At 72.9% G+C, this 24,882-nt stretch carries 19 protein-coding genes and 3 pseudogenes; 12 read left to right on the top strand and 10 right to left on the bottom strand.

Annotated features, from left to right (window positions below):
- Nucleotides 1-71: 71 nt before the first annotated feature.
- The 4 genes from NQZ70_RS27705 (at nt 72) to NQZ70_RS27690 (ending at nt 5,077) form a co-directional block, all read left to right on the top strand.
- Nucleotides 72-1,406, top strand: a complete 1,335-nt coding sequence (locus NQZ70_RS27705; protein WP_129576888.1) for an AAA family ATPase — start codon at nt 72-74, stop codon at nt 1,404-1,406.
- 68 nt (nt 1,407-1,474) lie between these two features.
- Complete coding sequence (locus NQZ70_RS27700) at nt 1,475-1,984, top strand: hypothetical protein (RefSeq protein ID WP_237244115.1); 510 nt, start codon at nt 1,475-1,477, stop codon at nt 1,982-1,984.
- 72 nt (nt 1,985-2,056) lie between these two features.
- Nucleotides 2,057-4,363, top strand: coding sequence for an alpha/beta fold hydrolase (locus NQZ70_RS27695; RefSeq protein ID WP_237244114.1), 2,307 nt, complete (start codon nt 2,057-2,059; stop codon nt 4,361-4,363).
- A 165-nt stretch (nt 4,364-4,528) separates the two neighbouring features.
- A complete protein-coding gene (locus NQZ70_RS27690; RefSeq protein ID WP_129576886.1) occupies nt 4,529-5,077 on the top strand; it encodes a DUF892 family protein in 549 nt (182 codons plus the stop codon).
- Nucleotides 5,078-5,350: 273 nt separating this feature from the next.
- On the opposite strand, the pseudogene NQZ70_RS27685 reads toward NQZ70_RS27690, so the two are convergent.
- The 5 genes and pseudogenes from NQZ70_RS27685 to NQZ70_RS27660 form a co-directional block, all read right to left on the bottom strand.
- A pseudogene (locus NQZ70_RS27685) lies at nt 5,351-6,001 on the bottom strand (DNA alkylation repair protein); the annotation flags it as partial.
- A gap of 25 nt (nt 6,002-6,026) precedes the next feature.
- On the bottom strand, nt 6,027-6,356 hold the full coding sequence (locus NQZ70_RS27680) for a hypothetical protein (RefSeq protein ID WP_257792800.1): 330 nt from the start codon (nt 6,354-6,356) through the stop codon (nt 6,027-6,029).
- A pseudogene (locus tag NQZ70_RS27675) lies at nt 6,345-6,449 on the bottom strand (chemotaxis protein CheB); the annotation flags it as partial. The gene NQZ70_RS27680 and the pseudogene NQZ70_RS27675, both read right to left, overlap by 12 nt.
- 74 nt (nt 6,450-6,523) lie before the next feature.
- Nucleotides 6,524-6,874 (bottom strand): annotated as a pseudogene (locus NQZ70_RS53475) (chemotaxis protein CheB); the annotation flags it as partial.
- Nucleotides 6,875-7,077: 203 nt separating this feature from the next.
- Nucleotides 7,078-7,566 (bottom strand): hypothetical protein, encoded by a 489-nt coding sequence (locus NQZ70_RS27660; protein ID WP_129576884.1) that lies wholly within the window; start codon nt 7,564-7,566, stop codon nt 7,078-7,080.
- Nucleotides 7,567-7,729: 163 nt separating this feature from the next.
- Here NQZ70_RS27660 and NQZ70_RS27655 point away from each other — a divergent pair, with 163 nt between their 5' ends.
- Entirely contained in the window at nt 7,730-8,143 is a 414-nt protein-coding gene (locus NQZ70_RS27655; RefSeq protein ID WP_129576883.1) for a hypothetical protein, read from the top strand.
- A gap of 7 nt (nt 8,144-8,150) precedes the next feature.
- Here the strand turns inward: NQZ70_RS27655 and NQZ70_RS27650 are convergent, their stop codons facing one another.
- Entirely contained in the window at nt 8,151-8,552 is a 402-nt protein-coding gene (locus NQZ70_RS27650) for a hypothetical protein (RefSeq protein ID WP_129576882.1), read from the bottom strand.
- A gap of 30 nt (nt 8,553-8,582) precedes the next feature.
- Between NQZ70_RS27650 and NQZ70_RS27645 the strand changes: the two genes are divergently transcribed.
- On the top strand, nt 8,583-8,828 hold the full coding sequence (locus NQZ70_RS27645; protein WP_129576881.1) for a hypothetical protein: 246 nt from the start codon (nt 8,583-8,585) through the stop codon (nt 8,826-8,828).
- A 390-nt stretch (nt 8,829-9,218) separates the two neighbouring features.
- Here NQZ70_RS27645 and NQZ70_RS27640 read toward each other — a convergent pair whose 3' ends face one another.
- On the bottom strand, nt 9,219-9,812 hold the full coding sequence (locus NQZ70_RS27640; protein ID WP_129576880.1) for a hypothetical protein: 594 nt from the start codon (nt 9,810-9,812) through the stop codon (nt 9,219-9,221).
- A gap of 648 nt (nt 9,813-10,460) precedes the next feature.
- On the opposite strand from NQZ70_RS27640, the gene NQZ70_RS27635 reads away from it, so the two are divergent.
- Nucleotides 10,461-11,726, top strand: a complete 1,266-nt coding sequence (locus NQZ70_RS27635; RefSeq protein ID WP_207217493.1) for a toll/interleukin-1 receptor domain-containing protein — start codon at nt 10,461-10,463, stop codon at nt 11,724-11,726.
- Between the two features lie 404 nt (nt 11,727-12,130).
- On the opposite strand, the gene NQZ70_RS27630 is transcribed toward NQZ70_RS27635, so the two are convergent.
- The 3 genes from NQZ70_RS27630 to NQZ70_RS27620 all read right to left on the bottom strand — a co-directional run bounded on the left by NQZ70_RS27630 (nt 12,131) and on the right by NQZ70_RS27620 (nt 15,769).
- The gene (locus NQZ70_RS27630; RefSeq protein ID WP_165374195.1) at nt 12,131-13,279 is read right to left on the bottom strand and encodes a hypothetical protein; all 1,149 of its coding nucleotides are present in this window, start codon (nt 13,277-13,279) and stop codon (nt 12,131-12,133) included.
- Between the two features lie 139 nt (nt 13,280-13,418).
- Entirely contained in the window at nt 13,419-14,540 is a 1,122-nt protein-coding gene (locus tag NQZ70_RS27625) for a hypothetical protein (protein WP_237244113.1), read from the bottom strand.
- The gene (locus NQZ70_RS27620) at nt 14,537-15,769 is read right to left on the bottom strand and encodes an RNA polymerase sigma factor (protein WP_129576877.1); all 1,233 of its coding nucleotides are present in this window, start codon (nt 15,767-15,769) and stop codon (nt 14,537-14,539) included. The genes NQZ70_RS27625 and NQZ70_RS27620 overlap by 4 nt, the downstream gene beginning before the upstream one ends.
- Before the next feature lie 972 nt (nt 15,770-16,741).
- On the opposite strand from NQZ70_RS27620, the gene NQZ70_RS27615 reads away from it, so the two are divergent.
- From NQZ70_RS27615 to NQZ70_RS27595, 5 genes are all read left to right on the top strand, one after another.
- The gene (locus NQZ70_RS27615) at nt 16,742-17,686 is read left to right on the top strand and encodes a hypothetical protein (RefSeq protein ID WP_129576876.1); all 945 of its coding nucleotides are present in this window, start codon (nt 16,742-16,744) and stop codon (nt 17,684-17,686) included.
- A gap of 192 nt (nt 17,687-17,878) precedes the next feature.
- The gene (locus tag NQZ70_RS27610; protein ID WP_129576875.1) at nt 17,879-19,351 is read left to right on the top strand and encodes a hypothetical protein; all 1,473 of its coding nucleotides are present in this window, start codon (nt 17,879-17,881) and stop codon (nt 19,349-19,351) included.
- The gene (locus NQZ70_RS27605; RefSeq protein ID WP_207217492.1) at nt 19,296-20,222 is read left to right on the top strand and encodes a hypothetical protein; all 927 of its coding nucleotides are present in this window, start codon (nt 19,296-19,298) and stop codon (nt 20,220-20,222) included. The genes NQZ70_RS27610 and NQZ70_RS27605 overlap by 56 nt, the downstream gene beginning before the upstream one ends.
- A complete protein-coding gene (locus tag NQZ70_RS27600) occupies nt 20,219-23,563 on the top strand; it encodes a CHAT domain-containing protein (protein WP_129576873.1) in 3,345 nt (1,114 codons plus the stop codon). Before NQZ70_RS27605 ends, NQZ70_RS27600 begins: the two co-directional genes overlap by 4 nt.
- Nucleotides 23,564-23,665: 102 nt before the next feature.
- Nucleotides 23,666-24,829 carry a trypsin-like peptidase domain-containing protein gene (locus NQZ70_RS27595; protein WP_165374194.1) on the top strand — a complete coding sequence of 388 codons (1,164 nt, stop codon included), beginning with the start codon at nt 23,666-23,668 and terminating at the stop codon, nt 24,827-24,829.
- Nucleotides 24,830-24,882 lie beyond the last annotated feature (53 nt).

Genomic DNA, 24,882 nt, shown 5'->3' with positions numbered 1-24,882 from the left:
AGGGGGTCGACATTCCAGGAGGACGCTCCAGAGCGGAGGCGGGGCGACGCGCGGAAGGGTAGGATTGGGCGATGCTGAGGCGGATCCGCCTGGTGCAGTTCAAGAACTTCGAAGACGCGACGCTCGCGCTGGGTCCGTTCACGCTGCTCGTCGGGGCCAACGCGGCGGGCAAGAGCAACGTGCGCGAGGCGCTGCGTTTCCTGCACGGCGTCGGGCGTGGCTACACGCTGGCAGAGATCTTCGGAGGCAAGTACGCGGCCGGCGAGCGGCAGTGGGAGGGGCTGCGCGGGGGCGTGCGGGAGGCGAGCTTCCGGCGGGAGGGGAACCTTCGAGGGGAGGGGAGCTTCGTCATCGAGGCCGACGTCGGTCCGGCCGCCGGCGAGCTCCCTGGTTTCGAACGTCGGTACCACATCGAGGTGGAAACATCCCCGGCGCCGCGGGTGGCAGCAGAGTCGCTCCACGCCGGTGGACAGAGCCCGAGCCTTCTCTACGGAACGCGCCCAGCCCGCGATCCATCGTCAAGCGAGGCGTTTCACGGGCTGATCGAGGCGCTCGAAGGGCCAACCGAGCCGCCCCAGCCCACGGAAGTTTTCTTTCGATCGGAGCGCCCGATAGTCTCCCGAATCCTATCATATCTCGAGGGCGACCCCGAGGAACGGGAGGCTTTTCACGACAAAATCGAGCTCGACGTGAAGGCCACTGTCAGCGCGTTCGCCTCGATGCGCTTCGTCGATCCTGTCCCGGACGCCATGCGCCAGCCGAGTGTGCCGGGGCAAAGGACCCTCTCCGATCGCGGGGAGAACCTGTCCTCGGTCCTGCAGACGATCTGCTCGCGCGAGGACACCAAGGCGGAGCTCCTGCACTGGCTCCGCGCGCTGACGCCGATGGATGTGGTCGATCTGAAGTTCCCAGCAGATCTTCGCGGGCAGGTGCTGCTCGTGCTCGTCGAAAAGGACGGGACCGAGCTGTCCGCCTACAGCGCCTCGGAGGGTACGCTGCGTTTCCTCGGCATCCTCGCCGCGCTCCTCTCGCCCGAATCAGCCCTCTTCTTCTTCGAGGAGATCGAGAACGGCCTTCATCCGAGCCGCCTGCGGCTCCTGCTCGATCTTATCCACGCGCGCACGCGCGACGGCAGGATCCAGGTCGTCGCCACGACGCACTCCCCAGCGCTTCTCGCGCAACTCGACGACGAGCTCCTCGCGCATGCCTGGCTCGTCTACCGGCTGGAGGGGGAGCGATCGGGTCGTACCGTGCGCCTCGTCGATGTCCCTGACGCCGAGCGCGTCCTCCGCTCTCACGATCGCGGAGATCTGCTCGCCTCGGGTTGGTTCGAGGATATGCTGGAGTTCGCCGCGTCCCCGAGGGAGCGCATCAAGCGGGTACCTCGCGAGGAGGGCGCTCCGTGAACGTGCTTGTCATCCCCGAGGATTCACGCCGGGACAAGGATCTGCTCAAGCCCATCATTCAAGCGCTCATGGCCGAGATCGGCAGACCCAGGGCCAAGGTCCGTGTCTGCGAGAAGCCGGTGCTCGGCGGTGTCGCGGAGGCGCTCAAGTGGGAGCGCATCAGCACCATCCTCGATCTCTGGGGAGGCCAGACCGATCTATTCCTGCTCATCGTCGACCGCGATGGTGCACAGAACGCGGGCCGGAGAGCCGCGCTTGATTCGCTGGAGCAGCGGAGCGCCTCGCTCCCAGCCGGCGACCGGGTGCTGCTCGGTGAGCTCGCCATCGAGGAGATCGAGGTCTGGGTGCTTGCGGGTCACAACCTCCCCTCGGGGTGGAAATGGCGCGACATCCGGACTGATCCTCATCCGAAGGAATCCTACTTCGCGAGCTTCCTGACAGAGCACCGGAAGCTCTCATCCGATGCAGCCGGCCGGGCCATCGTCGCCGAAGAGGCAGCGCGCTCGATACGGCGCGTCCTCCAGCTTTGCCCGGAAGACCTTGGGCGCCTCGCCGAGCGGATCCGCGCGCGTCTCTGATCCGACCGCCGCGCCTCTCGTCAGTCGCGGCGTCGTTTGACATCCCCCGCGGCGTCGGGCGAGATCGCGGCCATGCGAACTCCGCCGCGCTCCGCAACCTGGTGGGTGCTCCCCGTCGTCCTGGCCGCCTGCGCCCCGCCGGCCGGCTCGCCGCCGGTGAGGGCGGGCGCGCCGGCCGCGGCCTCGCCGGGCGGCGGCGCGGCGCCGAAGGTGAGTGACGCGGGCGGCAAGACGGCCATCGCCGGGCCGGAGGCGAGCCGGGTCACGTTCGCGCACCTCGGCCGGCAGCCGCCGCTCGGCGCGCGGCTGCCCAGGGGGGTCCAGTACGCGCCCGGCGGCAAGCTGGTCACCTACCTCCAGCGGCAGCCGGACGGGCCGGAGCAGGCCCTCTTCGCCTTCGACACCGCGTCGCGCGAGACACGGCAGCTCGTCGCGTCGGGCGACCTGCTGAAGGAGTCGAAGCCGCTCTCCCGCGAGGAGGAGCTCCGCCGCGAGCGACAGCGCATGTTCTCGCGGGGGATCACCGCGTATTCGTGGGCCAAGCGCGCCGCGGTGATGCTCATCCCCTTCGGCGGCGACATCTTCCTGCGCGACGCGGCGGGCGCGATCGCGCGGCTCACCAGCACGCCCGAGCCGGAGATCGATCCCCAGGTGTGCGACGGCGGCGAGCGCGTCGTGTTCGTCCGCGGGCGCGAGCTCTTCATGATCGACGTCGCCTCGCGCCGCGAGACCGCGCTCACCCGCGGCGCGCCCGAGGGCGTCTCGCGCGGCCTCACCGACTTCAACGGCCAGGAGGAGTTCGACGAGCCGAGCGGGTTCTGGATCTCCCCCGGCTGCGACCGGGTGGCCTACCTCGAGGTCGACGAGCGCGAGGTCGAGCGGGTGCCCGTCTTCGGCGTCCGCGACGGCAAGGAAGATCTCCAGATGGTGCGCTATCCGCGCGTCGGCGGGAAGAACCCCCGCGTCCGGGCGGGCGTCCTCGACCTCGCGACGCGGAAGACGACCTGGCTCGCGTGGAAGGGCGGCCAGGAGGAGCGCTACCTCGGCCGGTTCGCGTGGGCCGACGGCGGCAAGGCGCTCTGGTTCCAGACGCTGTCGCGCGACCAGAAGCGCCTCGCGCTCCTCCGCGCGAACCCGCGCTCGGGCGAGGCCGCCGAGGTCGTCGTCGAGACCTCGCCGACCTGGGCGGACTTCGGCGAGATGCGGCCGCTCGAGCGCTCGCCGAGGTTCCTCTGGGCGACCGCCGCGGGCGGCCATCGCCACCTCGCGGTGCGCGACGCGGACACGGGCGCGGAGCTCGCGAAGCTCACCGCGGGCGACTGGGACATCACCGCGCTCGCCGCGCCGGACGAGGAGCGCGGCGAGGCGCGCTTCGTGGCCACGAAGGACGGCCCGACCGAGCGGCACCTCTACACCGTGCCGCTCGCGGGCGGCGAGGTGAAGCGGATCACGGCGGAGCCTGGCGTGCACTTCGTCACCGTGGAGCCGAAGGGGCCGGGGTACGTGGACGTCCACTCGGCCCTGGGTCGCCCGTGGGAGGCCGTGGTCCGGGGCGAAGGCAGCGCCGAGCTCGGCGCGATGCCGGCGCCGGTCGACCCCGAGCTCGCGGACCTCGGCCTGCGCGCCCCCGAGATCGTGCAGGTGCGCGCCGAGAGCGGCGACACGCTCTACGGCGCGCTGCTCGCGCCGCGCACGATCGAGCCGGGCCGCCGCTACCCGGTCGTGGTGAGCGTGTACGGCGGGCCCGGCGTCCAGACGGTCTATAACTCCTGGTCGCCGCTCCTCCTCTGGAACCACCTCGCCGACCGCGGGGTGGTGGTCTTCCAGCTCGACAACCGCGGCTCGGCGAACCGCGGGCGCGCGTTCGAGGCGCCCATCTACGGCCGCCTCGGCGAGGTCGAGCTCGCCGACCAGATCGCGGGGCTCGAGTTCCTGAAGACGCTGCCGTACGTCGACGCGGGCCGGGTCGGCATCTACGGCCACAGCTACGGCGGGAGGATGGCGCTCTCGGCGCTCCTCAAGGCGCCGGACCGCTTCCACGTTGGCGTCGCGGGCTCGCCGGCGACCGACGATCGGCTCTACGACACGGGCTACACGGAGCGGTACATGGGCCTCCTCGACCAGGCGGCCGCGCGGTACGAGGCGACCGATCTCTCGAAGCACGCGGGCAACCTGCGCGGCAAGCTGCTCCTCCTGCACGGGCTCATGGATGAGAACGTGCACGTCGCGCACACAGCGAAGATGATCGAGGCGCTCATGGCCGCGGACAAACGGTTCGACATGGTCGTGTTCCCGGGCGAGCGGCACGGCTACCGGTCGCCGGTCGCGAGCCATTTCGCGAACCGCACCATCGTGGAGTACCTGACCGAGCACCTCTGATCGGCGCGCCCCCGCCTCGCGCGCGCCGCGCGCCTGCCCCCGTGCGCGGCGCGCTCGCCGCCGCGCCTCGCGCTCGCCGCTGCGCCGCCGCGCCGCGCGCACCGGCCGGGCGCGCGTTGCCGCTCGACGGCCTGCGAATCGCATCTGCCCCGGCCGGAGGCATCCATGCAGAAGCTTGCACAGGTGAACAAGGACAAGGCCATCGACCTGCTCAACGAGCGGCTGACATTCGAGCGCGCGAGCGTGAAGCTGTACGACTCCATCATCCAGAAGGTCGGCCGCACGGCCGATCCCGGCCTGCTGAACCTGCTCGGCCAGCTCCGGGAGCACCGGAATCAGGAGAAGGAGCACGAGGAGTGGCTCGAGGCGCAGATCCGCGCGCTCGGCGGGGACGCGCACGCCGAGACCGAGATGTCGCGGCTGATCGAGATCGAGTCGCGGGGCCTCGAGCAGGTGGTGCTCGACGGCGACCAGAACCCGGCCCACCTCTTCCACGCGCTGCTCACCGCGGAGCTCGTCGACAACGCCGGCTGGCAGCTGTTGCTCGAGCTCGCCGACGAGGCGGACGACGCCGAGGCGAGGGAGGCGTTCCGGTGCCGCCTGCACGAGGAGGAGGACCACCTCGTCCTCACGCGCCAGGTCGTCGAGCGGCTCACGCGCAAGGAGCTGCTCGGCTCGTCGGACGAGGCCGTCGCGGCGGCGCATCCGACGTGATCCGGCGCCGGGCGGCGCGTGCCCCCGTCAGCCCCGGCGCGGCGCGACGCGGCGCGACGCGTCGCCCTTCGGCGTCTCCGCGGCCGGGGCCGCCGCCTCGCCGCCGCGGCGCGACTTTGTCGCCCTGGCCGGCGCGGCGGCGGCCGGCTTGGCGGCGGCCCTGGCCGGCTTGGCAGCGGCGGCCGGCTTGGCAGCGGCGGCCCTGGCCGGCTTTTCGCCCCTGGCCCCGACCGCCTTCGCCGGCGCGGCGGCCGGCTTCCGGCCGGCCCACAGCTTCAGGATGTGGGCGGTCGCGTCGGGCGTCTTGCAGCTCGTCTCGCCGTGGTCGACCTCGACCTTGCCAATGCGCCGCGCCGCCGAGAGCGCCTGTCCCCGCAGCGGCTCGTTCCGCGCGCCGATGCTGATCACCGCGCCGTTCATCGCGTCGCGGGCGCGGTTCTTGGCCCGGTGGATCGACGCCTCGATCGCCTCCAGCCGCTCCTCGAACAGGCTGTCGGGCAGCGACGGGTCCTCCTCCGCGAGCGCGCCGCAGAGCTTCCAGCCCGCGCGGCCGATCCACTCGTCGTCCGAGGCGGTCCAGCGCGCCATCGCCTCGCGGGCGAACGGCGTCTTCACGGCGATGCGCTTCACGATCAGGTCGATGAGGAGCGGCGAGCGCAGGCCGTGGAGCCACGCCTCGATCTGGTCCCGGGTGAAGCGCCCCGGATCGGCGATCGCCGCCGCCAGCGTCCGCGCGTCGGAGTTGCCGGTCGCCCAGAGCGCCTCGGCGAGCTCGTGGTCGCGCTTGATCCGCTTCTCCAGCGCGTTCATGTGGGCGAAGCTCACGCCGAAGAGCGGCTCGGTCGCGCCGTGGCGCAGGTAGACCTTCCGGTTCTGCTCGGTGCCGAGCCGCTCGAGCTCGCGCATCACCTCGGTGAAATGCATGGCCTTCACCTAACCATGCTGCCCATTACGCGCTCGCACGAACTTTTTTCGCGCAGATCGTTCCCGCGGCGCGCACGTCGACGCGGCCCGGGGTGATCAGCCGCTGGTGCTCCTCGGGGTGCTCGGTGAGGTAGCGGATGTAGTCGTCGATGGTGTCGGTGTCCGTGGCCGCCATCCTGCGCCGGAGCCTGCGCAAGATGGTCGCCTGCTTGTATTTCTTGAAGTCGATCCCGCTCCGCTCGCGCACGAGGTCGAGGAGCGACTGGAGCCGCTTGTCCTCGTCCGGCGGCGGCTCGACGTACGCCCCCGTGAGGAGCTCGCCGACGATGCCTCCGATGCGATCGAGGTCGGCCACGATGTCCACCGTGGTCGGGGCCAGCGACTCGGGCATGCCCCGGAACTTGGCGGTGTCGGGGTTCTCGATGATGACGGTGCCGCCGCACTTCTTGACGTGGCGGGCGCGAGCGTGCCGTCGGAGCCGTTGCCGGTCAGGACGATGGCGATGAGGTTCTCGCCGAAGACCTCGGCCGCGGTGCGGAAGAGCGTGTCGACCGACGGCTTGGGTCGCGCGCTGCTCTCCGGCTGGAGCCGGAGCTCATGGTCGGTGATCTCCACGTCGCGGCCCGGGGGCACGATGTAGACGACGCCGTCCTCGAGCGGGGCGGCGGAGGCGACGGTGCGGACGGGCAGCTCGCTGCGGCGGCGCAGGACGTCGCCGAGGTGGCTCTCCCGCCTGGGGTCGAGGTGCTGGGCGATCACGATCGGGGCGGGGAACGGGGCGCGCAAGGTCGAGAGGAGCGTGCAGAGGGCCTCGATGCCCCCGGCCGAGCAGCCGACGACGACGAGCTGAGATCTGGAGCGGGCTTCGATCATGAAACGTTGCGTGCCTTTACATGTAGAGCAGGGAGCGACGCTGGGGGGGTATGTGCGGCGATGGACAGCCTTTCAAGAGAAAGCGGGGCGCTCAAGAGAAAGCGGTCGCTCTCCCGAGCGGCGGGCGGGCTGCGCAGAGGACGGGCTGCTGTCGAGGAGCTCCCGGGAGCGACGCCGTGGCGGGCCCGGCGCCCTCCGGGGGCTCACCGTGGTTTCCCGGCTCCGGCGAGCTCCCGGTCGATGATGGCGACGAGGTCGACCCGACCGATGCTGCGCCACGGCGCGGCCGCCGCGTCAGGTGCGCGTGCCGGCTGGCGGGCGGGGCCGCGATGGCGGCGAGGTGGCGGTGGGCGCTGCCGATCGGCCAGAGGGCCCAGCTCCTCGGCGAGCCGGCCGTAACGATCCATCGCCTCCTCGGTCGACGGCGGGAACGCCGCCGCCACGTACGCGCGTACGAGCGCGGGCATCCGCACGCGATCTCCAGCGAAGGTTGCCAGACGGACCTCTGCCACACGGCTCGCCATGCTGCTCCCCAGCCCGTTCACGAACGCCGCGAGATCGCTCCGCGCGATCCCATCCGGGAGCACGCCCAGCAACGAGACGGCCAGCGCGGCGACGGCGGACTCGGCGTCCGTCGCCGACGACCTACCCCCTTGCCCCTTCGGCCGCACCGGTGGCGTGGGCCAGTCCAACTACCCTTGACGGTCTCCAACATTACTCCTGGCTGCTGTGGGTCGGGCCTACTAATCCGGCGACGATCTGCATCTGGTCTGTTCTTCGCATGCGCAAGTCCAGTGTGAACCACATGGACCTATGGTCGGTGGTGTGACGCGAGAAGTTGAAGGAGAAGTGGCCATGAAGTCGGCTGTTGCCATCGTGTGCGTAGTGCCGCTGGTGGTCTTGTTCTACGCTGCTTGCAGCGTCGCTCCAGAGACGGAAGCGGTGGACAACGCCATTGTGGAAGAATCGCCCGCAGATGCGACGGAGGAGGAGCCGGTTGCAGTGGATGCGCAGGAGTTGCATTGGCTGGTGTACTGCAAGAATGAGAGTTCTGCGGAATGCATGGTCAGGTGTGCTGAGGCGGGTGTTACGTGCCGACCATCGTACAAGCATCCGTACAAGAGCAACGCAGGTAGGGGCAACCTTACTGGCTGCATAAAGAAACCGAAGGAAGTCTGCGTGTACCACTATCCATCGAACGGCGACGGATGCTTCGTCATGTGCAACACAGGGCGTGCGTACTGTGTATACGTGGGTGGCAGGAGATGACCGTCGGCTAGGGAGAGTTTGCTTGTTCCTGCTCGTTGCCGAACTTGGCGATGAGCTGTTCAGCAAGCATCGCGACCTCTGATGGTAGATCGCTACCGGGGGTCCAGGTCTTCAGCAGGGTCTTGAGGCGATTGGCCCGAGCGATGTCGTCATCGCCTACGGGGGGTCCTCCTTCCATTTCCCCGCTTGCAACGCCTTCCTTTAGTTCTGATAGTGCGCTCTCGAACGCCTCTACTCGACGGCTCAGCGTTGAAGGGTCGACTGCCAAATCCGCTATAGAAGAGGCGCCGGATCTGATCCAGTTCAAGAGCCCTTCAATGCATGCGATGCCTTCGAAGAACCCATCGCCCCACCGCATGAGCCGAGCTATCGTCGGCGGAGCATCCTCGTCCCCGTTGTTCTGTGTCATTGTAAACAAACATACCTGGCCGCTGCCCTTGTGCCACTCCGCTGCCGCGCCGACGATGATAAACGTGACGAGTGCGCCCGCCGCCGTGATTCAATATCTCGGAATTGCGGTAGATCGAGACCAAATGTCAGCGAGCTCGACGAGCGCGCCGGCGTCGAGGACCACCCGGGCGAGCTCGACGAGCGCGCCGGCGTCGAGGCCCTGGGGCGCGAGCTGGTCGAGCGCGCCGGCGTCGAGGTGAACATGGACGAGCTCGGGATCGCGCCGGCACCCTGACAAATCCAGCGTGGCCGTGGTGTCGAGGCCATCTCTTGCGGGGGCTTCTACCTGGAGGAGAGGACCCCGCGACCAGGACGAATTGCGCGGGCATCGAGGAGGATGCCGGCGAGCTCGGGGCCGTCGATGCCCTGGCCGGGCGCGGAGCGGCCGCGGCGTCGAGATGGACGCTGGCTAGCGCGGGCAGCGACGGCATGAAGAGGCCCCCCCCACCGCGAGCATCCTGGCGAGGATAGCACGCGCAACGCCGTTCCGACGGTCAAGCATCAAGGCGCGGGTGGTCGATCCCGGCGTGGACCGACCAGCGAGGCGCGGCGCGCCGGCGCGGGCCGACCAGCGAGGCTCAGCGCGAAGGGGTGAACGAGCCCTGTCCAACGGGACTGGCGGCGCTCAGCGCATGTATGCCCCTACATCGATGGTCACCGGCTGAAACGTCTGAACGCCGAAGTCGTCGCGCCATGCCTTGGCCGACACGATGTACTTGCTGTAATCGTCGGCTTCCCACGCCCGAACACCGACGCTGACCTCGCACTCGTTCCCATCCCATGTCCCCCTCGCGGTCGCCCCACCGGCGATGAGCTCCCATCGAGCGTCCGACTTATGATAGCCGTGAACATCCACGTACACATAGGACGTGAGACAGGTGAGCGCATCGGGGAGCTCGTTCTCCCAGGACGCATAGACATCGAGGATGGCGAATGCGCTGGCGATGTCCTGATTGAACAGCTTGACGACGTAGCCTCCGGTACAGTTGGAGTTGTGATAGGCGCCCGACGGCGACTGATACTCGAGGCTTTCGAACATCCAGATCCCATCGCTCACGTGCGGAACGACGGCGCCGACGTCGCACAGGACGGGTTGCGCGGAGTCGAGGACGGCCTCCTCGGCGACGGGGGCATCCACGCTCTCCGCGGAGCACCCGGAGAGCGCGATCGTGGCCACGGCTGACAGGAAGACGAGCGATGCACGGCCGAGCTGGTTCATAAGATCAAGATCTCCCGTAGGTTGAAGCAGCGCTGGCTTGCCCTTCGGGGGTGCGCTGCTGGCGGCTGCATCTGCGACGCAGCCCGTGGTGATGACCTCGCGGCGAGGAGCGTCCTGGAGGAGCGCCCCGAGAGGCACCTCGCGTCGCCGAAGGACGAAGCAACCGGCGGGCCAGTCGCGTCTCCCCGGGAGCTCGCCTCCGCGGCAGCGCCAGGCCCCGGCCCTCGCGGCGCTCAGGGGCCCGCATCCAGCGGGAGAGCGCCTCGACGCGTCGACATGCACCCGGAGCCGGGCCTCCGCGGCGCTCGCTGCGCCGGCGTGACATGTCCCGATGCGACCGTGACAAGTCACGGGCGCCCGTCACGGCGCGCCGTGACCTGTCACGCCGGTCTTGGTCCTTCGTCCCCGGCTTCACGGCCGAGCAGGAGAGAGTAGGATCCGCCCATGGGGGAGGAGCGGTGCCCGCATTGCGGGTGGATGCGGTGGGTGTACCGAGAGGGGCAGCGCAGCTGCCTCTACTGTCGCGGCGTGCCCGCACGGACCAATACGGCGCCGATGGCCGCGTACGTACCGCCGCCCCCGCCGCCGCAGCTCGACCTCCGCCTGATTCCCGGCGCCCCCGACGCTTCCGTCGCTGCGCCGGGGCCCGTGGAGGTCTTCATCTCCCACGCGCCGGCAGACAGGTCGCACCGCACGCGGCTCGAGGTCCACCTGGGCCTGATGGTGCGGCAGAAGCTGATCCGCACCTGGCATCGGGCGCACGTCGAGCCCGGGGAGGAGCCGTCGCGGGAGACCGCCGCGCACCTGGACGCCGCGCGCATGGTGTTGCTGCTGGTCAGCGCCCATTTCCTGGCGCAGGACGACTGCTACGAGGAGGAGATGATGCGCGCGCTCGAGCGGCACGACGCCGGCGAGGCGCGTGTCGTCGCGATCCTCGTTCACGAATGCGACTGGCAAAGCGCCCCCTTCGCCAGGCTCGACCCGCTCCCCACCGGGGGCAAGCCGGTGTCGAGCTGGCGCAATCGCCATGAAGCCTGGGCGGCCGTGGCGCGCGGCGTCCGCACGGCGGCCGAGCAGCTCCGCGAGCTCGACGAGCGCCGTATGCGAGACCGCGCGCTGAGCTGGATCCCGGGCGGATTCGTACCGCCGCCGCAGGGCCTCCCTGGTTTGGGGGCGCCGCCGTCGCAGGCCGCGCAGTGCCCGCCACCCGGGGGATTGGGAGCGCCGCCGTCGCAGGCCGCGCAGCGCCTGCCACCCGGGGGATTGGGAGCGCCGCCGTCGCAGGCCGCGCAGTGCCCGCCGTTCGGGAGAGTTGGAGGGTCGGAGATGGGCGTGCCAGGCGCTGCCGGAGTGGGCACGAAGCCGGCGCCCGGGCCGCGAGAGAGAGCGCCGGCGATACCCGCACCGGAGCCGGTGGACGACAGCACTTCGCTCGACCGGGAGGAGGAGCTCGTGCTCCTTCTCGATCGGCTCGCGCAAGGGCCGGTGCTGATCTGGAGCCCCGACCCCGTTGGCAACGCAAGCCTGGCGCACCACCTCGCGCAGGAGCTCGCCCCCCACTACGGGCCGGAGGTCCATGTGGATCTACGGGGCGCGGCGCGGTGGAAGCCATCCTGGAAAACCGCGATGCGGTCCGTCATCGAATGCCTGAACCAACGTTCTCGGGTTCACCCGCCGCATCTGGACAACGAAGCGCTGCGCGACCGGTATCGCGCGGCCATCGCGATCCATTCCCCGATCCTGATCTTCACCAACGCCCGCAAAGCCTCGCAGATCGAGCCGCTCCTCCCATCGACCGGCCACATCGTTCTGATCACCTCGGAGCGACCGATCCACCTGGCTTCCGTGTACACGCGGCAGGTCGATCCGCTCGCCCTCCTGGGCGAGGCGGAGCCGCAGGGCGCGGCCGGCTGAGCGCCGAGAGCGGCGGGGCTCCTCCGCGGGCCTGCGAGGTGTGTGCGGCGGCAGATGAGGCGCTGGCAGGCGCGGGCCGCTTCTGCATCGCCGCCCTGGCACGCCTCGGCATAGGCGGCCACGAGCTTCTGGACGGCGCGACATGCATCGCGTTCCGCCGCCGCGGAGTCCGTGTGCTCGAGGCCGAACAGCGCGGTCATCGCCGCAGCATCCGCGCCTCCGTTCACGATGATCTTGAGGAGCTCGTCGGGCATGTGCTCGGCGCGCTCGCCGCTGCCGGACGCCGGCAGCCGGATGAGGCCCTTCCGCCGCCCGGCCGAGCCTCTCTACACTACCTCGCCCGCGGGGCGAGGGCGCCGCCCATCCTGGCGCGTCGTCTGGCCAGCGGCGATGCCCGCGCCGCCTCAGGCCAGGCAGCAGAACGTCGACGGCGCGGCCGGCGCCATCTCGCCGATCGGCTCGCCGCCGGTCGGCGCGCAGGCGCCGGGATCCACGGCGACGACCTCCGCCGACTTGCTGCCGAGGCCGACGCCGGGCGGCGTGACCCCGCAGAACGGCGCCATGGAGCTGACGAGGGTCGACGCGACCTGCTCCGCGCACGCGCCGTCGCTGTAGACCGAGGCCACGATCGTGCACGACGCGCCCTCCGGCGCCCCGCAGCCGCACTCGGAGCAGCCGCGCGTGTCCTCGGCGCCGTCGTAGAAGACGTGCCGGTCGAGGTACGGCTCCCCGCAGGTGACCTCGCCCTCGTGGAAGATGCACGTCAGGAAGCCGCCGGACGGCTGGCCCCCGGGCTCGCCGGCCGACGGCATGCAGGTGCTCCGGTCGTCCGGGCACTCCGTGTAGGCGCCGGGCAGGCAGGCGAGCGCCCGGGTCCGCCACGGATCCTCGCGCGCCGGCGGCGGCGGCTCGTCCACCCTGGGCGTGCACGCGGCGGTCACCAGGACGGTCGGCGCGTCGACCGAGAGCGACTGCACGCACGGCTGTCCGCCGCAGCCCTGGCCCGCGGGGATCGCGTTCGCGGCGGTGCAGGCGCCGTCCCAGCCGTCGGGCGCCGCGAAGGCGGTCTCGACGCTGCCGGGGATATCGGCGGGGCACGCCGCGGCCGTATGCGCCGACCAGCCCAGCGGGAGCTCGCACGAGGCCGACGCCGGCGGGTCGCAGAGGCAGGCCGCGCAGGCGAGCGGCGCGGGCGCCAGGTCGGCGAAGCCCTGGTAGCCGACGTTCGGCGCCGCGGCGGGGCAGTCGGGCGCCCGGTCGGGCGGGCCGTACCAGAGGAGCGCCGGGCCGAACCAGCCGAGCGGCGCCGGCGGGATGCAGTCGCCGGCGCAGGCGCTCTCCTCGCCGCCGCCGGTCCCGCCGCCGCCCGCATCGCCCTCGCCGCCGGCGCCGCCGCCGCCGCCCTCGCCGCCGGCGCCGCCGCCGCCTTCCTCGGGCCACGGGCAGCCAGGGTGACCGTACTCCTGGGGCTGACACGGACCGGTGACGATCGCGTCGCCGGAGCAGCCCACCCACGAGAACAATCCAACGAACAACCAGGGGAAGACACGCATGCCGGACAAGCTACCTGACGGTGCTCCACGCTGACAACGGAGTTCGAGGATGAGATCGTCGATGATATGGCTCATCGCGGGTTCCATTTGAAAATTATCATAGTTGGTGTCGGAAGATTCCGTGGTCCTCCGAGCTCGCTCAGTAGGTTGCCGTGACACCGAATCCGAACGCGGCGCCGATCGCGGGGGACGACCAGCTGACGGGTGCAGGCGGCTCACGTCCATCTTTCTGGCGTCGAAGGACCGCGTCCGCGACGATCCAGACGGCTTCGGCGTAAGTGGACGCGGACCACCGGTCTGAGAGGGGCCACCCGGCGCCGAGCCGTGGGCCGATGCCGAGCAGCGGCTGCGTGGGGGAGAGGACGTTCCACGGATCTCGGGGGACGAACCGGACCACGCCGGCTGTCACGACGCCGCAGGCGAACAGGGTTCGGCCGCGATGACAGGCCAGGGCAGCCGCCGTGAAGGCGCGCTTGCCGAGGGGCATGGCTTCGACCTCCGGCGCCAGGGAGACGAGCCCGCGCCCCTCGACCGCGATCGACCAGTCGGACCGGCGCACGCCGAAGGAGAGCGTCATGCCCGCCGCGGGCCCCGGCGTGATCCCGAGGCCCAGGGTGGCGCCGAGCCCCGCTTCGATCTGCGGCCGCTCGGCCGGAGCCGGCGCCGCCTCCGGCTGCGAGCGCGCCGGCGGCAGCGCGGGGCGGGGAGGTGGCTCCCGCGAGGCGCGCTGCGCCTGCGGAGGGGGCGGCGAGGGCGCGGGGGAAGGCGCGGGCGCGGGGGAAGGCGAGGGCGCGGAGGCGGGCGAAGGCGCGGGCCCTGGCGAGGCGTCGGGCGGCGGCGCCTGCTCCGGCGCGCTCAGGAGCTGCGCCACGATCGCGAGGGCCACGCCGGAGAGCAGCTCCTCGCAGCCGCTCCGGGTGCTGAACGCCTCGGCCCACTGGGTCTCGCCCTGGGGGTCGCGCAGCGCCAGCGAGGCCGTGAGCTCCGGCCCCTCCTGCGCGACGCGGACCGAGAGCACCCGCGGCGCGCCGTCCTCGAACGGGTCGGCGCCGAGCGCGCGCGCCACCTCCGCGCGCAGGAACGCCTCGCCGGGGCAGGCGTCGGCCCCCGGGCCTCGCGCGAGGTCGAGCCGCACCGCGGCCCGGGGCGGCGCCGGCGCGGCGTGCGCCGCCGCGATGCAGCCCAGGCCCGCGGCGAGCAGGCCCACGGCCGTTGCGACGGCGCGCGCCTCGCCCTCCTGTCTGGCGCTGGGCGCGCTCATCGCGACGGCTCTCCTGCCGGCGCGCTGGGCGCGCTCGCGGCGGGGCGCGTCCGGGCGACGGAGCGGAGCTGCTCCCGCACGGATTTCAGCCGGCCCGCGGGAAACCGCGCCTCGTGCGCGGCGAGCTGCCGGAGCGCCCCGGCGGGGTCGCCGGCGGCGAGCCGCGCCTGCGCCTCGGTGAGCAGCCGGCGCTCTTGCGCGAAGGTGTCGTCCCGCTCGCCCGCCGGCGGAGCGGCCTGCGGATCGCGCGGAGCGGCGGGGCACGGCGGGGGGAGCGCCTCGGCCAGGGGAGCGGCGGGCCGCGGCGCCGGCATTTCTGGCGACTGCGGCGGCGGGGCCGCTGCGGGGCAGGCGCCGCTCGCGGGCGGCAGCTCGGGCAGCCCCGGCCCGAAGCGGCGGGCCCAGAGGGCCGGCGGCGCCGCGAGGGCGAGCAGCACGGCGACGGTCCCGGCGACGCCCGCCGCGGCCGACCCGAGGGCGAGGGCGAGCTGGCGGAGCGTCGGCTGCAGGCGCGGAGGGCTCGCGCCGCCGTCGCGCACCAGGAAGTCGGACGCCAGCGGGAACACGAGCCAGCCGGCGCGCAGCGCCTTCCGCTGCTCCGGGCGCAGCCGCGCCACGGCCGCGCGGTACTCCTCGCGGGCGAGGCGCAGCCGGTTTGTGGCGGTGTTGTAGTTGATGCCGAGGGCGCGCGCGATATCGACGATCGGCACCTCGTACGCCTCGTGCAGGACGAGCAGGATGCGCCGGTTGGGGGCGATCGTGCCGAGCACCTCGACCGCGAGCGCGAGCCGCTCTCGTCTGGCGAGGCGCTCCTCGCTGTTCGGCGCGGGGTCGGCGGCCTGGTGGTACGGCCCGGGGTGCAAGCCGTTCGGCACCTCGCGGCGGCGGTAGGCGCGGTCGAGGTAGTGGCTGACCTTCCGCCAGGCGATCCCGTACACCCAGCGGGCCGCCGCGTCGCCGTGCTGTCGCCGGGCGTCCCGCGGCGGCAGCTCGCCGGCCGGGCCGGCCTCCTGCGGAGGCGGCGGCGAGGCGGCGGGGTAGGCGGGATCGAACCGATCCAGGCTCTCGTACGCCGCGAGCAGGACTTCCTGGGCGAGATCGTCGACGTCGGGCTCGGCGACCCCCAGGAGCCGGAGCGAGCGGGGAAGGAGCTCCATCGCGGCGGCGTGAACGGAATTCCAGCTGGGGGCGCGGGAGGGGTCGTCGGTCGGGGAAAGGAGTGTGCTCATGCCCAGATTTGCGGGGAGCTCACGGGGGGCGTTCGGAAATCGACCGTCGCCAACGCCGGCGCGGCGGTCGTGGTACCCGCCGCCGCAGGCCCGTGAGGCTCATGGGGAGAGCGGCGGACACGGGGGGCGGGGCGGTGGAGGCGCCGGGGGAGTCCGCGCGGAGCCCGCGGTGTGAGAAAGCCAGACAGGGCGCCTTCCCCTCGGAAACGAAGCGCCGGCAAGCGATCTGCGCGGGTCTCATAGCACGGAGATGCAAGAAACGCGTGGCGCCGTCGTGCTCGGAGGAGCGCTGGGCCCTGCGCGCCGGAGAGCGCTCGACGCGCGAGCGCTCGCGTGCCGCGCGCCCTCCGGGACCGGAACAGGTGCGGTCGGGGTAGCCGAGCGTTCCCTCCGGAACCGGAAGCGGTGCGATCGGGGTAGCTGAGCATTCCCTCCGGGACCGGAAGCGGTGCGGTCGGGGTAGCTGAGCATTCCCTCCCGGACCGGAAGCGGTGCGATCGGGGTAGCCGAGCATTCCCTCCGGAACCGGAAGCGGTGCGATCGGGGTAGCCGAGCATTCCCTCCGGAACCGGAAGCGGTGCGATCGGGGTAGCCGAGCATTCCCTCCGGAACCGGAAGCGGTGCGATCGGGGTAGCCGAGCATTCCCTCCCGGACCGGAAACGGTGGGATCGGGATTGCTGAGCATTCCCTCCGGACCGGCACCGGTCCCCGGGCATGGCTGGGCTACCCTCCGGGACCGGAGACGGTCCCGCCCCGGCAGCTGAGCTCCATGCGCAAGATCACGACGCCAGGCCGCCTGTCGTCGCATTCTTGCCAGCTCCGTTGACGCATGGAGACAGGTGCTTACCCCTGGCCGGCACGTCCGGTACGCACCGGACGCTCACAGCACGTCCAGCGCCGGGGGGCAGGGAGCATGGCGTTCGTGTCCCTCCGCCGTCCGGCGAGGGACATCAACGAGAGGTGTTCCCCTCATGACCAAAAGTTCCACTCCGGTGACCAAGAAGAAGCCCGCTCCCAGGAAGCCCGCGGCCCCGCCGCAGGCGGCGGCCGCGTACGACAGGGCGCTCCCCGAGATCGAGGCGCTGAGCCCGGAGCAGCTCATCGCCATCAAGCTCGATATCCCCCGCGCCGTCTCGCAGGTGCTCGGCGTGCTGCCTGGCCTCCTCGCGCTGCGCCCCGCCATCGCGGAAGCGCTGCACAAGCACGATATCGCGCTGCTCGACCGGCTCGAGACCTACGCGCTCGCCGCCTGGTATGCGCACCTCCTGTGGCTGTCCACCGGAGCCGCCGAGAGCGCGCTGAAGCCGCTCCTCGCCGAGGCGGCCCCGCTGCGCGAGAACCTGCTGGGCGACGCCGAGGCGCTCGCCCGCCGCGGCCTGCTCGACGCGGACGCGGTCGCGGAGATCCGCGCAGGGCAGGGGCACATCGATACGGCGAACGACCTCGTCGCGCTCTCGGCGCTGTTCAGCGGGAGCTGGCCCGAGATCTCCGGCAAGACGGCGGCGACCGAGGAGGAGGTGAAGCGCGCCGGCGAGATCGGGCCGCAGCTCCTCGCCGCGCTCGGCGTGCGGGAGCACGGCAAGGGGCCCGGGCCGACCGAGGCCGCGGACAAGCGGGCGCGCGCGTTCGCGCTGCTCGCGCACGCCTATGACCAGACCCGCCGCGCCGTCGCTTACCTGCGCTGGAACGAGGGAGACGCCGAGACGATCGCGCCGTCGATCTACAAGAGCCGCGGCGGCCGCGCGACGGGGGCGAGCGATGACGGGCCCGAGCCCGACGATGCCGAGGAGGCCGCCGCGCCGACCGGCCCCGACGCGGGCACAGCGCCCGCGCCGTCTGCCGGCGCCGCGCCCGCCGCCGTACCGCCCGGTCCGGGGCCCCAGGCGCAGCCGGGGGCGGCGCCGCCCGCCGGATAGCCGCGCGCATCGCAAACGCCGCCGCACATCGCCGGCGGGTCCACGGTCGCCGGTCGCACCGCCGGCCGTAGCGTCGCGCCGCCGGCCATATCGAGGTCACCGTACCCGCCGAGGCGACGATCCTTGCTCCTTGCCCCCGTGCCGCTTCGAGACGATCATGGCGCGCCACAGCTTCTGTCAGGCACCGCGAGCATGGGAATCCTCGAGATCGAGCAGATCAAGGCCGTCCATACCGCGCTTGTATCGGCCGGCCGCATCGACCGCGATGCCCTGTGCAGCGGCATCAATGCCGAGATCGTCAACGCGCTGACGCGATCCAATGAGCCCATTGCGCAGCTGCTCATGGATCTGCAGGCGCTCAACACCCAGGGGCGGCAGAAGAACGGGAACAAGGACGGCGACTACCCCCTCGCCATCTATCTGAGCAACGCCCTCATGCTCACGCTGGCGATCCCGCAGGCGCAGGCGATCCTCGCAGGCGCTATCGAGCGCTGCAATCAGGCTGCGTTCCTTCCCCGTCCGCCAGGGGACACCGACGCACCGGACATTCCGGTCGCCCCGCACCTCCCGGTCGCCCCGGACACGACCGGCCCCGCCGAGCCCCCGAAGCGCCGCCGCTTCGAGCGACACGCGCCCGCAGCGCTGGCGATCCTCGCCCTCGTCGCCGGTATCGGCGGCCGGGTCGCCAGGGCCCCGCCCCGGCCCGTGATCGACATCGAGATCACCGCGGACACCGAGGCTCGGTGGCCGGCGCAGCCCAATCAACCGAAGTTCTCGGACTACCCGGTTCCCCTCGAGCGCGTGGCCGAGGTGCTCGACCGGCTCTCGGCCGGCAGCCCGCGCGCCGTCGCGCTGGCCATCGAGCTCGGATCCGACGGGCGGCGCCAGGAGGAGATCGATGCCCTGTCCCGGGCCATCGCCCGGGCGCGCGATCGGGCGGTGCGCGTCATCGTCCCGCAGGGCGCCGCGCGCGCGCTCGTCGACGCGGCCGGCGGCGCGGTCGGCGAGCACGCGCTCCTCCTCGGCTCGATCCTGCTGGGGCAGACGCTCACGGGCGTGCCGACGAGCGACCCGGCGCCGCTCTCCCTCCAGCTCGTCGCGGCGGAGCCGCCCGCCTTCGCGACCGAGGCCGTGCTCCCGCTGAACGAGGGGCAGTGCGGCAATACGGTGCAGTCCGTCGACGCGGGCCTGATCGCGGCGGACGGCGACGCGCGCCTCCGGGAGGCGTACGTCGTCCTCGGCGGCTCGATCGCCGAGTGGCGGCAGCAGCAGGAGCAGGGGCGCGTGCACCTCTATGTCCCGCCGCTCGGCCGGGAGTCGATCACCACCTCGCGCGCGCACGCGATGGTGGCCGCGTGCGCGGCGGGCGGGGGCCTGCGCTGGGCGCTGCCCGCGTGGCCGTGGCTCGCGGCGGGCGTCGGCGCGCTCGCCGCCCGCGCGCGCAAGGCCAAGCGCCTCTCGGCGGCGATCCTCGTGGGCATCGGCGTCGCCGCTGTAGTCGTGACGACGAGCGCAGGTTACACTGTTCCCGTCTGGCCTCTCCTCGTCGTGGCCGCGGCGAGCGCGGCGATGCAGCGGCTGAAGGGCGGTGACGATGATGTATCGGGGGATGGGCGCGGTGGTGATGCTGCTGTCGTTCCTCACGGCCGGCTCGGCCGCCGCTGAGGTCAGCGAGCCGCGCCTGTGGCGCTGCCAGCAACAGGTGACCGTCAACGGCGTTCCGGTCGACTGCAGCACGGTGGGGGGCGGGATCAAGCTCAAGGTCGACGACAAGGTGGAGGTCGTCCAAGGCGACGCGCTGGTCACCAGCTGGGGTGGCGAGCTCCTGCGCCTCGGCCCGGGCAAGGCGGTGCGCATCCCCCCGCGGCCCGCTCCGCCGGCTGCGCCTTCGGCCGTGCGCGCCATGCAGCAGATGTTCCAGCTGCTCTTCGGCGGCGTGCGCCAATCGGGGGTGATGAAGTCCGACAAGAAGCCCGGCGCCGCGGTCGCGGCGGCGCCGGCGCCGCCGCAGCCGAGGCTCGTCGCGCCGGCGTCGCTCGTCGTGACGGAGTGGAAGGGCACGGTCCGGTGGGAGAGCCCCACGAGCCGGCCGCTGGCGCTGCGCGCTCGATCCTTGAGCGGGGCCCTGATCGGCGCGCCCCGCCTCCTGGATCAGCCGGCCGTCGATCTGGAGTCGCTCGGGCTCGGCGACGCGCCGATCGTGGTCCTCGAGCTGCTGGTCCTCGATTCCCGCCCCGAAGGACAGCCGGCCTACCTGTCGCTGCCCGCGGACGCCGCGCTCCGTCAGCCCGGGCGCCCGGTGCGCGCGGTCGTGACGACCGCGCTGCGGCGCGCTCCGGCGGCGGAGCGCGCGCGCGAGCAGCAGGCGCTGGAGGCGGAGCTGGCCTCGCTGACGCCGCTCGAGCAGGCCGCTCGGCTGCTCGCGGCGGGGGAGCTCTGCCGCGCGCGCAGGGCGGCGGAGGCGGCGGTGCCCGAGGGGCTGCCCGAGCCGTGGCAGCGCTCGCTCTCGGGCGTGCGGGTGCAGGTCGCGCCATGAACCGGGCGCCTCCCGCGAAGGCGCTCGCCGGCCTGCTCATGGCCGGCGCGCTCGGCGCATGTTCGGCACCGCAGCCCGCCGCGCCCGCAGCGCCCGCGGCGTCCACAGCGCCCGCGGCCGACGCCGGGCGCGCCTGGGAGAGCTTCTGGACGGCGATCGGCGACGGCTTCGTGCCCGAGCTGCCCCTCGCCGACCTGCCGGCCGCGAAGAGCGCGTCCGAGGCGCTCGGCCGGGCCGAGCCCGCGGGATGGCGCAGCGGGCTGGCCACGGCGCAGCTCGAGCTGCTCGGCGGGTCGCTCTCCGCCGCGCGGGCCGCCGTGGAGAGGGCCGCCTCCCGGTGCGGGGACGCCGGGTGCGCCGCGGCGACGGCGGTGCTGCGCGCGCTCGTGATCACCGAGCAGCACACGACCTTCGAGCGGGCGGTGCACCTCGACGCGCTGCGGAGCAAAGGGCTCGACGTCGACGTCGAGGGGCTCGGCAAAGGCGCCCGCGCGGCCCTGCCCCGCGTCCCCGCCCCGCTGCGCCGCGCCGCGTGGGCCTGGCATGCGGCCTCGAGGGTCCGCTTCATCCGCGCCGGCTTCCGCTCGCTGCACTACTTCATCACGCCGGGCGACGCGGACCGCTTCGACGCGGAGGCCGCGAGGCAGCTCGACGTGGTCGGGGACGATCCCGTGGTGCGCGTGCTGCGCTGGTCGCTGAACCCGGCCGAGCCGCCGCCCGAAACGGAGGGCAGGCTGCGGGCGGCGGCGGCGCTGCTCCGTGCCGAGTGGCTGCTCGCGCCCAACGGAGGGGTGATGAGCGCCGACGTCCACGTGCTCGGCGGTCCCCCCGACAGGATCACCTGGTACACGGAGGGCTTGCCCCCGCCGCTGGAGCGGGCGCCGAGCGCCGAGGAGATCGCCGCGGCGCGCGCGCTGCTCGCCGACGACGCGGCCTTCGGCGCCGGCACGCTGCTCGAGCCGCAGCGCGCCCTCACCCTCGCGTTCCTCGATCTCGACGAAGGCCGCACGGCCGACGCGCGCGCGCGCATCGACCGCGCCGAGGCGCGCCTGCGCGGGCCGGGCGCGCCCGCGACGGCGGCCGGCGCCGCCGTGCTGTCCGCCGCCGCGCACCTCGTCGACGGCCGGGTAGGGCCGGCGATGACCGAGTTCCAGCGCGGGCTCGAGCTGACCGAGCGCGCCGGCGCGTTCGGCCGGAGCGTCGCGGTGCTCGGGGCGATGGCGGCGCTCGCGGAGCAGGTGTTCCACCTCGGCCAGCGCTACGCGGACGGCGTCGCGCTCACGGAGAAGGCGACCGATCTGGCCATCGAGCACGGCTACCTCGATCAGGCGGTCCGCCTCGCCACGACCTCGGTGGATCTCGTGGACGCGCTGTCGCTCCCGCAGGAGCAGCTCCGTCTCGCGCCGCGGAGCCACCGCGCGCTCGACGCTGCCGTCCAGGGCTATCAGCGGTACGGCGCCGCGCAGAAGCTCAAGGGCGGGGCCGCCGCGAGCCTCGTGGATCAATCGATCCTGTCGATCAGCTCCGTGCGGGCGGGGCTGGCTTCCCAGGAGGCTGCAGCGATGGCGCAGCTGGGCGCGCCGTGGAGCGAGGTCGAGGAGCGGCTCCAGGTGTTCTCGGAGCAGGCCGCCGCCGGCGGCCTGCTCGGCGTGGGCGGCGCTTCCAGCGCGCTCGTCGATCGCCTCCGGGTGACGCTGCGGATCTTCTCCTACGTGGCCCAGGGGGACGCGCCGGCGGCGATCGCGGCGGCGCGGGGCGATCGCGAGCTGCGCGAGCTCATCGCCGCGGCCCAGGGGTACCCGGCGGATCCGGCCGTCCTCGAGGCGCAGCTGCGCGAGCGCGAGCAGGCGCTCGCCGCCGCGACGGCGGGGCAGGGGCCGCTGGTGGGGCGTTACCTCGACGCGATGCTGCACCGGCAGGATCTCGCCTCCAGGCGGGAGCGGTACATCGGCGCGTGCGAGCGCCTCCGGAGCGCGCGCGAGGCGCGCAGGGTCCTCGAGGCCTGGCGCGCGGATCCGTTCTCGTCGGCGATCGCCCGGAGCCAGCCCTACCGCGCGCAGATCCTGGAGGCGCAGGTGCTCGCCGCCGAGGGCAAGCGCGGCGAGGCCGCCGCCGCCTACGAGCGGGCGATCGGCGTGCTCCGCGCGCGGCTCGGCGAGGGGCAGCGCCGCGATCGGCACCGGGCGACCATGAGCGCGCTCGCCGAGGGCTACGGGGGGCGGGCGCGCGTGGCGCTGGAGGCTCGCGACGCCCTCACGGCGCTGGATCGCGTGGACGAGCTGCGCTGGCTGCGCGACGAGCAGGAGGGCGGGAGCGGGCGCCCGCTCGCGCCGCCCCCGCTCGAGCTCGACCGGATCGCGCAGAAGCTCGGGGGCGAGGCGGCCGTGGTCATGCTCGCGGACGTGGGGATCCCGGGCTCGGTCCAGGGCTTCGTGTGGTCGCGCAGGGGCGGCCTCCGCACGCGCGCGTTTCCCGCGGCGGCGAGCGGCATGGGGCTGAGCCGCGCGCTGGAGCTGGTGTCCAGCGGAGGCGCGCCGGAGGGGCCGGCCCGGTCGCTCGCCGAGTGGCTCGGCCGCGAGACCCAGCGCGATCGTCCGCTCGTCCTGGCCGTGTCGGCGAACCAGCGCGCCGCGGGGCTGCACCTGCTGCCGGTGGCGGGCGAGCCCCTTTCGCTCCGCAATCCGCTCCTCTACGCGCCCTCGCTGCGGGCGCTGGGCGCGCTGTTCGGCCAGCAGCCGAACGCCGGGGGGGATCGCCTCGTCGTCGGGGTCCCGGTGACGGCGGACACGTCGCGGACCGCGATCGGCGAGGTGGTCCCGGTGGGCAGCGAGGCGGAGCTGCGCGCGCTCGCGGCCGAGCGCCTGCTGTGGGACCAGGACGCGACGGTGCCCGCCGTCTCTGCGGCCATGGCGCGCGCGCGGCGCATCCACGTCTCGTCGCACGGGCGGGCGAGCTGGCTCGACGCGGCCGGCACGGGGCTCGTCCTGAGCGGCGGCGAGGTGCTGAGCCCCGGCGCGGCGAGCCAGCTGTCGCTCGCGTCGCCGCTCGTGGTGCTCTCCGCGTGCATGAGCGGCCTCCAGGTGCACCCGTCCGCCTCCGGGGTCCCCGCGCTCGATCGAGCGTTCCTGTTCGCCGGGGCCCGCGCGGTGATCTCGACGCCCTGGGAGGTGCCGGCCGACGCCGCGGCCGCGTGGATGCGCGCGCTGCACGACGGGCTGGACCGCGGCCTCACGGTGATGGAGGCCGCGCGTCGGGCCTACGCGAGCACGCGGAAGGGCTTCCCGCAGGCCACGAGCTGGGGAGCGTTCTCGATCGTGGGCGCCGGGGAGGGCCCGGCGTGACGCGGCGTCTGGGGGAGCGGTTCATGTCCAGCGCAGCGGCAGGGCGCTGCCTTGCAGGCGCGGTGATGCGCGCGAACGATGCCCGAAGGTGAGCCAGGAACGATGACCTTTCACTACCTCCCGCAGCCCCGCATTCACGAGCTCTTCGCGGCGCTCACGGACGCTGGGATGGTCCGATCGAGCGTGCTCGATTCGCTGCTCGAGGGCCTGTTGCCGGCGTTCGCCAGCAGCTTGCCCGACGGCGGCCAGGCCAACGCTCGCCTCCTCACGACCTTGCAGAAGCTCAATGCGGTCGAGCGGCTCACCGACGGCTCGGTGCCGTTCTCCGTGTGGCTCCAGAATGCGGCCTCGCTCGCGGTCGCGCATCCGAAGGCGGCGGCGGTCCTGCATCGAGCGCTCGCGGACGTCAGCGCGCGCGCGGCCGGCGCGGCGCCGGCGCCCGGGTTCCGCGACGCGCTGCCGGGCAAGGAGGAGCGCATCGTCCACCAGGACGACATGCTCCCGTTCGCGTTCCTCCGGGGCGGCGTGGAGGCCGGGCGGGCGGTGGCGCGGGTCGTGGTCACGCGGTACGAGGGCGGCCAGCCGGCGCTCGACGCGGCGGGGGAGCCGCGCCGCTACCGTGGCACGGGCTGGTTGCTCACGCGGAGCCTGCTCATCACGAATCACCACGTGATCCTCGCGCGCTTGGCCGAAGAGCCGCCCGCGTCGATCGGAGATCTCGAGCTCCAGGCCAGGAGCGTCGTGGCGGAGTTCGACTACGACGAGCGAGATGCGGTCCCTTCGGCGGCGAGGGTCGCCAGGCTGGAGGCGTTCTCGCCGTCCACGGGCCCGCTCGATTATGCGATCCTCCGCCTCGAGGCGCCGGTCGACCGCAGGCCGTTGCGGGTCTCGCGGGCGCCGTTCGTGCTCCCGGCGGATCCTGGCCAGTACCCGGCGGTGAACATCATCCAGCACCCGGAGGGCGCGCCGAAGCGCGTCGCGTGCCGCAACAACCTCGTGACCCGCGTCCGGGGCACGGATCTCTGGTACTTCACCGACACGATGGCTGGCTCCTCCGGCTCGCCTGTGTTCGATGACAGGTGGCAGGTCGTCGCGCTCCACAAGAAGTGGGACCATGTCGATGACGTCATGTACCAGGGCAAGACCACGGCGTGGGCGAACGTGGGCACGTTGATGTCGGCCGTGCTCGAGGATCTCGGGAAGAGCGGGCGGCAGGAGGACCGGGGGCTGCTGGACGAGATCGTGCGAGACAACCAGGGCGGGTAGCGCTCCTCAGCGGCCTGTGCGGAGACGCCGGGACGCTCGCACCGCGCGGTCCC

The organism is Sorangium sp. So ce836, from assembly GCF_028553905.1.
GTDB lineage: Bacteria > Myxococcota_A > Polyangia > Polyangiales > Polyangiaceae > Sorangium > Sorangium cellulosum_D.
The sequence above is the reverse complement of the archived record's forward strand: the minus strand, read 5'-3'. Positions and strand labels throughout refer to the sequence as shown.

Excerpts from the sequence above, each read along its gene's own strand:
- NQZ70_RS27595 (WP_165374194.1), top strand. The coding sequence starts at position 23,666 with ATGACCTTTCACTACCTCCCGCAGCCCCGCATTCACGAGCTCTTCGCG.
- NQZ70_RS27695 (WP_237244114.1), top strand. The coding sequence starts at position 2,057 with ATGCGAACTCCGCCGCGCTCCGCAACCTGGTGGGTGCTCCCCGTCGTC.
- NQZ70_RS27655 (WP_129576883.1), top strand. The coding sequence starts at position 7,730 with ATGAAGTCGGCTGTTGCCATCGTGTGCGTAGTGCCGCTGGTGGTCTTG.
- NQZ70_RS27630 (WP_165374195.1), bottom strand. The coding sequence starts at position 13,279 with ATGCGTGTCTTCCCCTGGTTGTTCGTTGGATTGTTCTCGTGGGTGGGC.
- NQZ70_RS27650 (WP_129576882.1), bottom strand. The coding sequence starts at position 8,552 with ATGACACAGAACAACGGGGACGAGGATGCTCCGCCGACGATAGCTCGG.
- NQZ70_RS27640 (WP_129576880.1), bottom strand. The coding sequence starts at position 9,812 with ATGAACCAGCTCGGCCGTGCATCGCTCGTCTTCCTGTCAGCCGTGGCC.
- NQZ70_RS27605 (WP_207217492.1), top strand. The coding sequence starts at position 19,296 with ATGGGCGCGGTGGTGATGCTGCTGTCGTTCCTCACGGCCGGCTCGGCC.
- NQZ70_RS27625 (WP_237244113.1), bottom strand. The coding sequence starts at position 14,540 with ATGAGCGCGCCCAGCGCCAGACAGGAGGGCGAGGCGCGCGCCGTCGCA.
- NQZ70_RS27600 (WP_129576873.1), top strand. The coding sequence starts at position 20,219 with ATGAACCGGGCGCCTCCCGCGAAGGCGCTCGCCGGCCTGCTCATGGCC.
- NQZ70_RS27615 (WP_129576876.1), top strand. The coding sequence starts at position 16,742 with ATGACCAAAAGTTCCACTCCGGTGACCAAGAAGAAGCCCGCTCCCAGG.
- NQZ70_RS27690 (WP_129576886.1), top strand. The coding sequence starts at position 4,529 with ATGCAGAAGCTTGCACAGGTGAACAAGGACAAGGCCATCGACCTGCTC.
- NQZ70_RS27705 (WP_129576888.1), top strand. The coding sequence starts at position 72 with ATGCTGAGGCGGATCCGCCTGGTGCAGTTCAAGAACTTCGAAGACGCG.
- NQZ70_RS27700 (WP_237244115.1), top strand. The coding sequence starts at position 1,475 with ATGGCCGAGATCGGCAGACCCAGGGCCAAGGTCCGTGTCTGCGAGAAG.
- NQZ70_RS27610 (WP_129576875.1), top strand. The coding sequence starts at position 17,879 with ATGGGAATCCTCGAGATCGAGCAGATCAAGGCCGTCCATACCGCGCTT.
- NQZ70_RS27620 (WP_129576877.1), bottom strand. The coding sequence starts at position 15,769 with ATGAGCACACTCCTTTCCCCGACCGACGACCCCTCCCGCGCCCCCAGC.